This is a genomic window from Mesorhizobium sp. M0139 (assembly GCF_040322455.1).
Classification (GTDB): Bacteria; Pseudomonadota; Alphaproteobacteria; order Rhizobiales; family Rhizobiaceae; genus Mesorhizobium.
The window spans coordinates 52850-65646 of sequence record NZ_JAMYTN010000011.1; the positions used below are offsets into that span (position 1 = coordinate 52850).

Here is a 12797-nt window from a genome sequence, read left to right on the forward strand (position 1 = left end):
GTGGTCAAGCTCAACAAGATCTACACCCGCACCGGCGATGACGGCACCACTGGCCTCGGCACCGGTGAACGCAGGCTGAAATCCGACCTGCGCGTCGATGCCTACGGCACCGTCGATGAAGCCAATGCCTGCATCGGTATCGCCCGCCTGCACACAGCGGCAAGTTATCCCGCCATCGACGCCATGCTGTCCCGCATCCAGAACGATTTGTTCGACCTCGGCGCCGATCTCGCCGTGCCCGACGACGGCAAGCCGCTGGGCTACGAGCCGCTGCGCATCATCGCCTCGCAGACCGACCGCGTCGAAAAGGATATCGACCTTCTCAACAAGGATCTGCAGCCGCTCAAATCCTTCGTGCTCAATGGCGGCACGCCGGCGGCGGCAGCACTTCATCTTGCCCGCACCGTGGCGCGACGGGCCGAGCGGATCATGGTGGCGCTGGCGCAGGACCCGGCCGAACATGTCAATCGCGAGGGGCTGAAATACATAAACCGCGTCTCGGACTTTCTGTTCGTCGCCGCTCGTGCGGTCAATGACAACGGAAATGCCGACGTGTTATGGGTGCCCGGCAAGAACCGCTGAATTTTCGAAGGCGGGAAAGGGCTTGGGGCATGTTCATCCCGCTTTACGACTCCAACAGGTTGCGCCACATCCGGCTGCAATATGTGACGATCGGCCTGATCGCGGTCAACGCGCTTGTGTTTCTCATCACCACGATCGGCGGCGAAAATTTCAACAACGCAGCCGTGCTCGGCTTCGGCTTCATTCCTTCGGTTGTCCACGACACGGCAGAACTCTCGCCCCAATTCGTCGTCATTCCCGAGAGCCTGAGTTACCTTACCTATGCCTTCCTGCATGCCGATATCTTTCATCTCGGCGGCAACATGCTGTTCCTGTGGGTGTTCGGCGATAATGTCGAGGACGCACTCGGCCACATCCGCTACCTCATCTTCTACCTGCTTTGCGCCATCGCCGGCGCCTTCTTCCAGGGGCTCGTCGCCTGGAGTTCGGAGGTTCCGCTGATCGGTGCCTCCGGCGCCATTGCCGGCGTCGTCGCCGCCTATCTGGTCCTCTACCCCCGGGTGAAAGTGTGGGTGCTGGTCTTTGCCCGGATTCCGCTGCGTATCCCGGCCTTCATCCCGCTGATCCTGTGGATCGGCTTCCAGGTGGTGATGTTTGCCGCCGGCGGCGAAAACCAGATATCCTGGGCCTGCCATACTGGCGGCATCATTGCCGGTGGCGTGCTGGTGCTCATTATGCGCAGCCGCGGCGTGCCGCTGCTCGCCGGTGGCGACGGCGAGCCGCAACCCGCCGATCAGCCAGCCGCTTCTACTGGGCCGGCGCCAGCCGGTCCCGCTCCCGTGCAACCTGAGACGCGTTGGGGCCGGGGTGGCGCTTCCGGTCACAAGTGAACCGATTTGGGTGGTTTGGCCGCTGCCGTGGCATATTGACGTGTTGCGTCGCCACAACTACGGAGAGCGCCACCGCTAGGCGGCAGAAGACCAGAATTCGTCCGGCCAGGATTCCGTTTGGCCGGAATTCAGTCAGGAATGTCGGCTTTCGACAACTCTGCGGAGGCGCACGCTGCTATAGCGCGCCCGGATATCTCAGGAGAGGTGACAGACAATGAAGATCCTTGTGCCCGTGAAGCGGGTTGTGGATGCGAACGTCAAGGTTCGCGTCAAGGCCGATGGTTCGGCGGTGGAACTCGCCAACGTCAAGATGGCGATGAACCCGTTCGACGAGATCGCGGTGGAAGAGGCGCTCCGGCTGAAGGAAGCCGGCAAGGCCGAAGAGATCATCGTCGTTTCGGTCGGCCCGCAGCAGGCGCAGGAAACGCTCCGCACCGCGCTCGCCATGGGCGCCGACCGCGCCATCCTGGTCAAGACCGACGAGCAGACCGAGCCGCTCGGCGTCGCCAAGGTGCTGAAGGGCGTCGTTGACGCCGAACAGCCCGGTCTCGTGATCCTCGGCAAGCAGGCGATCGATGATGACTCGAACCAGACCGGCCAGATGCTGGCCGCCCTGCTCGGCTGGGCACAGGGCACTTTCGCCTCCAAGGTCGTGATCGACGGCGACAAGGCCAAGGTGACGCGCGAAGTCGACGGCGGCCTGCAGACGGTGGAACTGAAGATGCCGGCGATCATCACCGCCGATCTTCGCCTCAACCAGCCGCGCTATGCCTCGCTGCCCAACATCATGAAGGCCAAGAAGAAGCCGCTCGACGAAAAGAGCCCGGCCGATTACGGCGCCGACGTCAAGCCGCGCCTGAAGGTGCTCAAGACCGAGGAGCCCAGCGGCCGCAAGGCGGGCGTGAAGGTCAACAGTGTCGCCGAACTGGTCGACAAGCTCAAGAACGAAGCCGGCGTGCTCTGAGACTGGAAGGAACAGATAAAATGACCATTCTCCTCATCGCAGAACACGACAACGCCAGCCTTTCCGACCAGACCGCGAAGGCGCTCTCGGCGGCGCTGCAGATCGGTTCGGACGTGCATGTGCTGGTCGCCGGCAAAGGCGCCAAGGGCGCGGCCGACGCCGCTGCCAAGCTCGAGGGCGTGAGCAAGGTGCTGCTGGCCGAGGCCGACGAACTGGCCGAGCGCCTCGCCGAACCGCTCGCCGCACTCGTTGTCTCGCTGGCCGGCGCCTACGACACCATAATCGCGCCGGCGACCTCGTCGGGCAAGAATGTCGCGCCGCGCGTGGCGGCCCTGCTCGATGTCGCGCAAGTCTCCGAGATCATCGAAGTGGTTTCACCAGACACGTTCAAACGGCCGATCTATGCCGGCAACGCCATCCAGACGGTGCAGTCGAGCGACGCCAAGAAGGTCATCACTGTGCGCACCGCCTCCTTCCAGGCTGCCCCGGAGGGCGGCTCGGCAGCTGTCGAGACGGTCAAGGCCGCGGCCAATCCCGGCCTCTCCACTTTCGTCGAGAACAAACTCTCGGAAACCGACCGTCCGGAGCTGACCTCGGCCAAGATCATCATTTCGGGCGGCCGCGCGCTCGGTTCCTCGGAAAAGTTCCAGGAAGTCATCCTGCCGGTCGCCGACAAGCTCGGTGCAGCCGTCGGCGCCTCGCGCGCTGCCGTCGACGCCGGCTACGCCCCGAACGACTGGCAGGTCGGCCAGACGGGCAAGGTCGTGGCGCCTGACCTCTATATTGCCGTCGGCATTTCCGGCGCCATCCAGCACCTTGCCGGCATGAAGGATTCGAAGGTCATCGTCGCCATCAACAAGGACGAAGAGGCGCCGATCTTCCAGGTTGCCGATTACGGCCTGGTCGGCGACCTGTTCGTCATCCTGCCGGAACTGCAAAAGGCGCTTTGACGCTTTCTGCCAAAGCGTATTAAATTGTGAAAGGGTGGGGTAGACGAAGCTGCCCCACCCTTTTAGTTTGCACTGCACAAAAAGCAGGCCGCAAAGGCCTTTTCGACGGGATCGCTGCAAATGGCCAAGATCGAGACGATCGGCATCATCGGCGCCGGCCAGATGGGCGGCGGCATCGCGCATGTATCAGCACTTTCGGGTTTCAAGGTGCTGATCTACGACGTCTCGCCCGACCGTATCGAGAAGGGCATTGCCACGGTCAGCGGCAACATGGCCCGCCAGGTCGGCTCCGGCAAGCTTGAGGAAAAGCTGCGTAACGAAGCGATGGCGCGCATTTCCGCAGCCCCCACCATGGCTGATCTCGCCGGTGCCGATCTGGTTATCGAGGCGGCGACCGAGGACGAGACGGTCAAGCGCAAGATTTACGCGCAGCTCTGTCCCCAGCTCAACCCGGAAGCCATTCTGGCGACCAACACCTCGTCAATTTCGATCACCCGGCTTGCCGCGCAGACCGACCGTCCTGAGCGTTTCATCGGCATACATTTCATGAACCCCGTGCCGCTGATGAAGCTGGTCGAACTGGTGCGCGGCATCGCTACCGAGGATCAGACCTTCGAGGCGGCCAAGGCCTATGTGAAACAGCTCGACAAGACCATCACCGTCTCTGAAGATTTTCCGGCCTTCATCGTCAACCGCATTCTGTTGCCGATGATCAACGAGGCGATCTACACGCTCTATGAGGGGGTCGGCTCGGTCGATGCCATCGACACCGCCATGCGGCTCGGCGCCAACCATCCGATGGGACCGCTGCAGCTCGCCGATTTCATCGGCCTCGACACCTGCCTGTCGATTATGCAGGTGCTGCATGACGGCCTGTCGGATTCGAAATATCGCCCCTGCCCGCTGCTGGTGAAATATGTCGAGGCCGGCTGGCTCGGCCGCAAGACCGGGCGCGGCTTCTACGACTATCGCGGCGAGCATCCGGTTCCGACGCGCTAACCACCAGAACGAAAGTTCCGTGCTCCCTCAGGACGCCGCTGCAAGCGGCGGCTCTGCTTGGCCTCTTGACCCGGTATCGTCAGGCGCCACGGAAACACAGCCGCGGCCGGCGGCCTTGGCCGCATAGCAGGCAGCATCGGCCCGGGCGATGATCTCGTCGACTTCACCGCTGTTGCTGTGGATTGGCGCCAGCCCGATGCTGGCATCGATCGCATGCGGCCGGCCGTCCCAGCTGAACTGCAGGCCGCGGATGGCGTCGATGACAGAGCGTGCGGCAATCCTGGCGCCGGCGCTCGGCCCGGCTTTCAGGATGACCGCGAATTCGTCGCCGCCGAGGCGGGCCACGATATCCTCCGGCCCAAGCGCACCGCGAATGGCCTCGGCAACCCGCTTCAGCAAGGCGTCGCCGGCGGCGTGGCCGCCAGTGTCGTTGACCAGCTTGAAATGGTCCAGATCGATGAACATGAAATGATGTTCGCCCGCCGGCCTGGCTGTGCCGGCCTTGCGGCTCCGGTCGACCAGTTCCTCCATGGTGCGGATAAAGCTCGAACGGTTGGCAAGGCCGGTCAGCGCATCATGCGCGGCGGCATAGGCGAGCTGGCGCTGCAAGGCGCGCGCATCGGTGAAGTCCTGGAAGACGATGACAAGACCGCAGAACTCCTGGCGGTCGTTCATGATCGGCGACACCACCTGGCGGATGCTGCAGCGTGTGTCGTCGCGACGGATGAGGACGGCGCGACTGTTCTGGTCGGCAGGGCTGGCGCTGCCGAGCGCCGGCCGCGTCATGCCGATCCTTTGCCCGGTTTCTTCGTCCACCGCCCAGTAGACATGGCCAAGCGTCTTGCCGAGCGCCTCCGCGCCAACAACGCCGGTGAGCTTTTCGGCGACCGGGTTCATGAAGGTGATGCGGTTGGCGGCATCGGTGCAGATGACGGCGTCGCCGATCGACTGCAGCGTCACCCTCAGCCGCTCCTTCTCGTCGGCCAGCATTGCCGCCGATACGATGAGGCTTTCCTCGGTTTGCTTGCGCTGGGTGATATCGGTCAGGCTGCCGATGGCCCTGACCAGCCGTCCGTCCTTGTCGCGTTCGAGCGTCTTGCCGCGGTCGAGGATCCAGACCCAGTGGCCATCCTTGTGGCGCATCCGGAACTCGGCTTCGAAGAACGGTGTCCTGCCCTCCAGATGGGCACGATCGGCTTCGGCGACGTTTTCGCGATCGTCGGGGTGGATCATCGCCAGCCAGCGGTCGGGGTCGCCGTCCAGTTCGCCATCGGCATAGCCCAGCATCTTCACCCAGGTGGCGGAGTAGGTGGTGCCGCCCTTCCGCATATCAAGATCCCAGACGCCTTGTCCGGCGCTGGCCAGGGCAAAATTCCAGCGCGTTTCGGCTTCGGCTATGCGCGCCTCGGATTGCTTGCGCGCATCGATATCCTCGATCTGGGAGACCAGGTAGAGCGGGCTCCCGCTCTTCTCGTCGCGAATGACGGAACCGGCAAGATGGGCCCATACCGGCGTGCCGTCCTTCCTGAGGTAGCGCTTTTCGAAGTGGAAGGCGTTGACGGTGCCCGCCCGCATGCCGTCCATCGTCTCACGGCCGATCTGCACATCGTCGGGATGGGTGATCTGAAAGAAGGTCAGCGCCTCGATCTCCTGCTTGCTATAGCCGAGCATGGCGGCGAAGGCCGGGTTGGTTTCATGGATGCGGCCGTCGAGGCCGACAATGGCGATGCCGATCGCCGAATCCTCCATGGCGCGGCGGAAACGCTGCTCGCTTTCGGCGATCTGCCGGCGGTCGTCCAGTATCCGGTAAATGAACAGGGCGGCGAGAATCAGCGCAACGGCGGCGACCGGCACCGATATCTGCAGGCAGAGTTTCAGCACTTCGGCGCTGACATCGAGCCGCGACAGCAGGAGCGCGACCACGGCAGCGCAAAGCCCTCCGGCCGCAAGCACCAAAGCCACGTGACTGTCAGCCCGCAGGCTTTTTCGCTCTCGTCGCATCACTGTGCATGCCACCCCATGCGCAACACATTTCTGCAAAAAACACTGGATGATCGATTTTAAGGAAAGGTTGCGCCGGAGCCACCGGCAACACGGTGAACCCGCAAACAATTGCCGGCATGATTAAGGATCGGTGATTATTGGGCGATCTTGAACGGCCCGGTCACCAGCGCACGAAGAACCGTCCCCCGAGCGCGCCCAGACCGGCGAGGACGGCGATGGCGAGCGTGTACCAGGTGGCGACGAAAAGCGGCGAATCGTCGAAGCAGTGCGCGGCGTAGAAGGTCGCCGCCAGGCCGCCGGCGAGCAGTCCCGCGACCGCCCCGGCCAACACCGGCCGCGTCGGCGCGCCATAGCGCAGCATCCACAGGAAGACGGCAAGCGGGCCGATGCCGATCAGCGGGATGAAGCCCATGCAGATCATCATGTTGGAGCCGACCATGCGCGTGCTCCACATCGGCTCCGGCACCATGAACAGTTCGAGAGCCACCGCCACGGCCACCAGCAGCGGCGCCGCCAGCATCCAGGCCGCGGCTCTTGCCGTCGAAGCGCCCGGCGTCGACAACGCCCGGACCAGGCCAAAGGCGGTGACGGCGAGCACGATGGTGAACACGAACTTCGCCAGGAACCGCATCGTGTGCATGGCGGTCATGATGTCGGGACGCGGGCCGATGGTGAGAAAGAAGACCAGAGCCGCGATCACCGCCGCGGCTGCCGCCGCCATCAACCAGGCCGAGCGCAGCGGCATCGCCTTGCTGCTTGTGTCGGCGTCGAGTGCCTTGATGAGATCCTCCGTCCTCATGTCACTGCCGCCCGAAGCGCCCCTGGCCAAATCGCTTGGCGATCGCGGCAAGCCCGCGATGCAGCGACACCCGCACCGCCGTCTCGCTGACGCCGAGCGTGGCCGCCGTCTCGCCGATGGAGCGGCCGTCGACCGAGATCGAAGAAACGACGGAACGCTGCGCAGCCGGCAGTCCGTCCAGCGCCCGGTTGATGTCGCGTTCGCTGACGGTCTCGGTTTCCGGCTCGGCAAAGGTCTCGGCGATCTCGTCGATCTCGATTTCGATGCGCCGTCCGCGCCGCCGGAAAGCATCGATCAGCTTGAAGCGGGCTATCGCATAGATCCATGGCAACACCGGCGCGTCCTGGCGCCAGGTATGCCGTTTCACATGAATGGCCAGCAAGGTTTCCTGCACGACATCCTCGGGATCGACCCCGCCCTGTACGATCTTGCGCCTCGCAAAGCCGCGAACCAGCGCGGCGATCCGGTGCAAAAAGTCGGCGTAGGCCCTTTCATCTCCCGCGATCGCGGCCCGCATCAGCCGGGAAAGCTCGGCCTCATCCTTGCCGCTCACAAGAGTTCACTCCCCGATCTTCGCGCCTCGGCACCGATTTGTTACGTGTCCGGCGAAATGATGTCCAAGCCAAAGTGCCGCAAAATCACGAAAGTTTGCGGGAGCGGCGACCGATTGAAGCAGCCGAGCAATGTTGACTACTGCTGTCAGGTATCGATAGGTGCAGCCTGCGAAACCAGAACCACCGAGATTGAGGATGACGCCATGAGATACACGCTCTCCACCCTAGCGGGGGCCACAGCGCTGGCCGTGAGCATGATCGCCGGGCCGGCGATGGCCGCGGATGCCGGCATCATCGTCTACAACGCCCAGCATGAGAGCCTGGCCAAGGAATGGGTCGAAGGTTTCACCAAGGAAACCGGCATCAAGGTCACGCTGCGCAATGGCGGCGACAGCGATTTCTCCAACCAGATCGTCGCCGAGGGCGCTTCTTCGCCGGCCGACGTGTTCCTGACCGAAAACTCGCCGGCGATGACCCTGGTCGAAGCGGCGGGCCTTTTCGCGCCGGTCGACGCCGACACGCTGGCGCAAGTCCCGGCCGAATTCCAGCCGAGCAGCGGCAGATGGGTGGGTGTCGCGGCGCGCAGCACCGTCTTTGCCTACAACAAAACCAAGCTCACGGCCGAAAAGCTGCCCAAATCGATGCTCGATCTCGCCGATCCGAGCTGGAAAGGCCGCTGGGCAGCCTCGCCTTCCGGCGCCGATTTTCAGGCCATCGTCAGCGCGTTGCTCGAGCTCAAGGGCGAAGCCGCAACCGCCGACTGGCTGAAGGCCATGAAGGAGAATTTCACCGCCTACAAGGGCAACGGCACGGTGATGAAGGCGGTCAATGCCGGCGAGATCGAAGGCGGAATCATCTACCACTATTACTATTTCGGCGATCAGGCAAAGACCGGCGAAAACAGCAAGAACGTCGAACTGCATTATTTCAAGAACCAGGATCCCGGCGCTTTCGTCTCGATCTCCGGCGGCGGCGTGCTCGCCTCGAGCAAACACCCGAAGGAAGCCCAGGCGTTCCTCAAATGGGTGACCGGGAAAGGCGGCCAGGACGTGCTGAAGACCGGCACGTCCTTCGAATACGCTATCGGCAAGGACGCGCAGTCCAATCCCAGGCTGGTGCCGCTGGCCGACCTGCAGGCGCCGAAGGTCGATCCGGCGACACTGAACTCCAAAAAGGTGACGGACCTGATGACGGCAGCCGGCTTGCTTTAGGCTGGGTTCGTCCTAAAAGGGCAACGATTGCGCTCCTGCCGGACTTTCCGCAGGAGCGCTCTGTTTTCGAGATGGCATTGTCCATGACAACACATTGCGTTTCCGGCCGCGCCTGCGGCGCCCCCGCCCCGGCGGCAGTGGCGCGGTCGAGCTGATGCAAACTGCGGTCGATCTCGCACGTTCAGGCCAGACAGTCGGGCGGTCCCGCCGGAAGCCCATGTCCTGGATCGCGCTTGCCGCCATAATTGTCTCGCTGCTGTCGCTGCTGCCGCTGGCGTTCATCATCTGGATCGGTGTGCAGATCGGCTGGGACACTGCTTCGGCCCTGGTCTTCCGGCCGCGCGTCGGCGAACTTCTGGTCAACACCGTGCTTCTGGTGGCGCTCACCGTGCCGATCGCCACCGTGCTGTCGGTGACGCTGGCATGGCTGACCGAGCGCAGCGACCTGCCCGGCGCCCGGCTGTGGGCTTGGCTGTCGGTGGCGCCGCTCGCCATCCCCGCCTTCGTGCATTCCTACGCCTGGATCACCATGGTGCCGACCTTGCACGGCCTGTGGGCCGGCGTGCTGGTCTCGGTTCTCGCCTATTTCCCGTTCCTCTATCTGCCGCTGGCGGCGGCTCTGCGCCGGCTCGATCCTGCTTTGGAGGACGCAGCCGCAGCACTCGGCCTTGGACCATGGCGGGTGTTTTGGCGTGTCGTGCTGCCGCAGCTGAGACTGGCCATTTGCGGCGGCGCGCTGCTGGTCGGCCTGCATCTGCTGGCCGAATACGGCCTCTACGTCTTCATCCGTTTCGACACTTTCACCACGGCGATCGTCGACCAGTTCCAGTCGACCTTCAACGGCCCCGCCGCCAACATGCTGGCCGGCGTCCTGGTGACATGCTGCTTCGTGCTGCTCGCTCTGGAGGTGCTGGTGCGCGGCGAAGAGCGCTATGCCCGCGTCGGCTCAGGCGCGGCGCGCCACCGGCAGCGCTCGAGGCTCGGGCGCGCCACGCTGGCTTGCCTGGCTCTGCCTGCCGTCACCACGCTGCTCGCCATCGGCGTGCCCTTCGTCACCATCGGCCGCTGGCTGGTCGCCGGCGGCGCCGATGTCTGGCGTTTGGACGAGATCGGCCTGGCGCTGGGCCAGACGCTGTTCCTGGCGCTGGCCGGCGCCCTGCTTGCAACCATCGCCGCCATGCCGATGGCCTGGATCTCGATCCGCGCGCCGGGGCCGCTGCAGCGGCTGCTCGAAGGCTGCAACTACATTGTCGGTTCGCTGCCCGGCGTGGTCATCGCGCTGGCTTTGGTCACCATTACCGTGCGCATCGCCATGCCGTTCTACCAGACGCTGTTCACAATCCTGGTCGCCTATGCCCTGATGTTCCTGCCGCGCGCCTTGATCAGCCTCAGGGCCTCGATCGCACAGGCGCCGGTCGAGCTCGAACGTGCCGCCGCCAGCCTTGGCCGGCCTCCGCTGAAAGCGCTGTGGTCGACAACGATCCGCCTGTCGGCGCCGGGCGCGGCGGCCGGCATGGCGCTGGTCGCGCTCGGCATCATGAACGAGCTGACCGCCACCCAGATGCTGGCGCCCAACGGCACACGCACGCTGGCCATGGCGTTCTGGTCCTATAGCGGCGAGATCGACTATGCGTCGGCCGCCCCTTACGCCTTCATCATGGTGACGATGTCGCTGCCGCTGACCTGGCTGCTCTATGTCCAGTCGAAACGGATGGCCGGGCGATGAGCTTTCTCGAAATCAGTGGCCTCACCAAGCACTACGGCCCGGTCGCAGCCCTTGCCGGCATCGAGCTCAGCGCCGCAAGCGGCAGTCGCACCGCGATCGTCGGCCCGTCCGGCTGCGGCAAGACGACGTTGCTGCGGCTGATCGCCGGCTTCGAGGCGCCCGACCAGGGCCGCGTCGTGCTCGACGGCGAGGTGCTGGCCAATGGCGGCCAAGCGGTGCCGGCGCACCGCCGCGGCATCGGCCTGGTGGCGCAGGACGGCGCCCTGTTCCCGCATCTCAGCATCGGCGACAATATCGGCTTTGGCATGGCCCGCGGCGAGGACCAGCGCGCCGAGCGCATCGCCGAGCTCGCCTATACCGTCGGGCTGGACAAGGCGATCCTCAAGCGCCGCCCGCACCAGCTCTCCGGCGGCCAGCAGCAGCGCGTGGCGCTGGCCCGCGCTATGGCGATGAAGCCCAGGCTGATGCTTCTCGACGAACCGTTCTCGGCGCTCGACACCGGTCTGCGCGCCTCGATGCGCAAGGCGGTCGCCGAACTACTCGAAGCCGCCGGCATCACCACCATCCTGGTCACCCACGACCAGGCCGAGGCGCTGTCCTTCGCCAGCCAGGTGGCGGTCATGCGCGACGGAAAGTTCTCTCAGATCGGCACACCGCGAGAACTCTATCTGCAGCCGAAAGACCGCATGGTTGCCGAGTTTCTTGGCGACGCCATCATCTTGCCGGCAAAGATTTCAGGCGGCTTCGCCACCTCCTCGCTTGGTCGCATAGCCGTCGACTCGAAGGAGCGGCGCGACATCGCCCGCATCATGCTGCGACCGGAGCAGGTGCAGGTAAAGCGCACGTCGCGCGAAGGCATGTCGGGTCCTGCGGGCACGATATTCGCCGAGGTGACGGACTCGGAATTCGCAGGCTCGATGTGCACCATTGCCGTGCGGCTGTTGAACAACCCCGATCCGCCGGACGCCGCGGCGATCGGCAGCACACCGCTGACCTTACGCAAGCCGGGAATCGACGCGCCTTCCGTCGGCGAGATCGTGCGCCTGACAGTTTCCGGCAAGGCGCATGTCTTCGCCTGAACTGCCGATGCGTCGGATTGGCGCGAGCGGCTGCGTCAATCGACTCGTTTCCCAGCATTGTCGAACCAATGCAGCTTCTCGGCCCTGGCCACGACGCGCAGTTGATCGCCGGGTTTGGCCGTGGCGCGGCCGGCCACACGCACGACGATGCGGTTGCCGCCGGCGGCACAGTGAAGAAAGCTTTCGGCTCCCACAGGTTCGACCGCCTCGACCGCCGCAGGCAGAATAAGCGCGCCGGATGATGCCTCGGCACTGAAGGTGACGTCGGCATCCTCAGGGCGGAAGCCAAGCGTGGCGGCGTTCGTAGGCGCGAAGTCAACCGTCTTGCCGTCGGTCAGCGCCGGACCAGCCGGTCCTTGCGAAAGAGGCAGAAGGTTCATCGGCGGCGCTCCGATGAAGGAGGCGACGAAGGTCGATGCCGGCTTCTCGTAGATGTCGAGCGGCGCGCCCGTCTGCTCGACCAACCCGCCATTCATGACGACGAGAATATCGGCCAGCGTCATCGCCTCAAGCTGGTCGTGGGTGACGTAGACCGAGGTGACACCGAGCGAGCGCTGCAAATTCTTGATTTCGACCCGCATCTGGCCGCGCAGTTTGGCGTCGAGGTTGGAAAGCGGTTCGTCGAACAGGAAGACTTTTGGATTGCGCACGATTGCGCGACCCATGGCCACGCGCTGGCGCTGGCCGCCGGAAAGCTCGCGCGGGCGCCGGTCGAGCAGCGCCGTGAGCTCCAGCACCTTGGCGGTCGAGCGAACCCTGCTGTCGATCTCGTCCTTGGGAGTACCCCGGTTGCGCAACCCGTAGGCCATGTTGTCGTAGACCTTCATATGTGGATAGAGCGCATAGTTCTGGAACACCATGGCGATGTCGCGCTCGGTCGGACCGATCGTGTTGACGATCTTGCCGTCGATGGCGACGGTGCCGGAAGAAATGGTCTCAAGCCCGGCGATCATCCGCAGCAGCGTGGACTTGCCGCAGCCGGACGGCCCAACCAGCACGCAAAGCTCCTTGTCGGGAATGGCGATGGAGACACCCCTCACCGCCTCGACGCCGCCGGGATAGACTTTCTTCACATCCTTCAGATCGACGGTCGCCATCG

At 64.4% G+C, this 12797-nt stretch carries 12 protein-coding genes; 8 read left to right on the plus strand and 4 right to left on the minus strand.

What is annotated here, in order from left to right:
- The 5 genes from NKJ58_RS19605 (at position 1) to NKJ58_RS19625 (ending at position 4325) form a co-directional block, all read left to right on the plus strand.
- Positions 1-582: a cob(I)yrinic acid a,c-diamide adenosyltransferase gene (locus NKJ58_RS19605; protein ID WP_023671672.1), complete on the plus strand. Its 582-nt coding sequence runs from the start codon at positions 1-3 to the stop codon at positions 580-582.
- A 29-nt stretch (positions 583-611) separates the two neighbouring features.
- Positions 612-1412: a rhomboid family intramembrane serine protease gene (locus NKJ58_RS19610; protein ID WP_352853645.1), complete on the plus strand. Its 801-nt coding sequence runs from the start codon at positions 612-614 to the stop codon at positions 1410-1412.
- A gap of 214 nt (positions 1413-1626) precedes the next feature.
- Entirely contained in the window at positions 1627-2376 is a 750-nt protein-coding gene (locus tag NKJ58_RS19615) for an electron transfer flavoprotein subunit beta/FixA family protein (RefSeq protein WP_023685322.1), read from the plus strand.
- Between the two features lie 20 nt (positions 2377-2396).
- The gene (locus tag NKJ58_RS19620; RefSeq protein WP_023685323.1) at positions 2397-3326 is read left to right on the plus strand and encodes an electron transfer flavoprotein subunit alpha/FixB family protein; all 930 of its coding nucleotides are present in this window, start codon (positions 2397-2399) and stop codon (positions 3324-3326) included.
- 120 nt (positions 3327-3446) lie between these two features.
- A complete protein-coding gene (locus tag NKJ58_RS19625; protein WP_023671668.1) occupies positions 3447-4325 on the plus strand; it encodes a 3-hydroxybutyryl-CoA dehydrogenase in 879 nt (292 codons plus the stop codon).
- A gap of 27 nt (positions 4326-4352) precedes the next feature.
- On the opposite strand, the gene NKJ58_RS19630 is transcribed toward NKJ58_RS19625, so the two are convergent.
- From NKJ58_RS19630 to NKJ58_RS19640, 3 genes are all read right to left on the minus strand, one after another.
- Positions 4353-6287, minus strand: coding sequence for a PAS domain S-box protein (locus NKJ58_RS19630; RefSeq protein WP_352518498.1), 1935 nt, complete (start codon positions 6285-6287; stop codon positions 4353-4355).
- A 202-nt stretch (positions 6288-6489) separates the two neighbouring features.
- A complete protein-coding gene (locus NKJ58_RS19635) occupies positions 6490-7128 on the minus strand; it encodes an NrsF family protein (protein WP_023671666.1) in 639 nt (212 codons plus the stop codon).
- Position 7129: 1 nt separating this feature from the next.
- On the minus strand, positions 7130-7681 hold the full coding sequence (locus NKJ58_RS19640; protein ID WP_023685326.1) for a sigma-70 family RNA polymerase sigma factor: 552 nt from the start codon (positions 7679-7681) through the stop codon (positions 7130-7132).
- A gap of 204 nt (positions 7682-7885) precedes the next feature.
- On the opposite strand from NKJ58_RS19640, the gene NKJ58_RS19645 reads away from it, so the two are divergent.
- The 3 genes from NKJ58_RS19645 (at position 7886) to NKJ58_RS19655 (ending at position 11698) form a co-directional block, all read left to right on the plus strand.
- Positions 7886-8893, plus strand: a complete 1008-nt coding sequence (locus NKJ58_RS19645; RefSeq protein ID WP_023711730.1) for an iron ABC transporter substrate-binding protein — start codon at positions 7886-7888, stop codon at positions 8891-8893.
- 154 nt (positions 8894-9047) lie between these two features.
- The gene (locus NKJ58_RS19650; RefSeq protein ID WP_352518499.1) at positions 9048-10619 is read left to right on the plus strand and encodes an ABC transporter permease; all 1572 of its coding nucleotides are present in this window, start codon (positions 9048-9050) and stop codon (positions 10617-10619) included.
- Positions 10616-11698, plus strand: a complete 1083-nt coding sequence (locus tag NKJ58_RS19655) for an ABC transporter ATP-binding protein (protein ID WP_023826261.1) — start codon at positions 10616-10618, stop codon at positions 11696-11698. Before NKJ58_RS19650 ends, NKJ58_RS19655 begins: the two co-directional genes overlap by 4 nt.
- Positions 11699-11733: 35 nt before the next feature.
- Here NKJ58_RS19655 and NKJ58_RS19660 read toward each other — a convergent pair whose 3' ends face one another.
- Complete coding sequence (locus NKJ58_RS19660; protein ID WP_023742882.1) at positions 11734-12795, minus strand: sn-glycerol-3-phosphate import ATP-binding protein UgpC; 1062 nt, start codon at positions 12793-12795, stop codon at positions 11734-11736.
- Between the last annotated feature and the right edge of the window lie 2 nt (positions 12796-12797).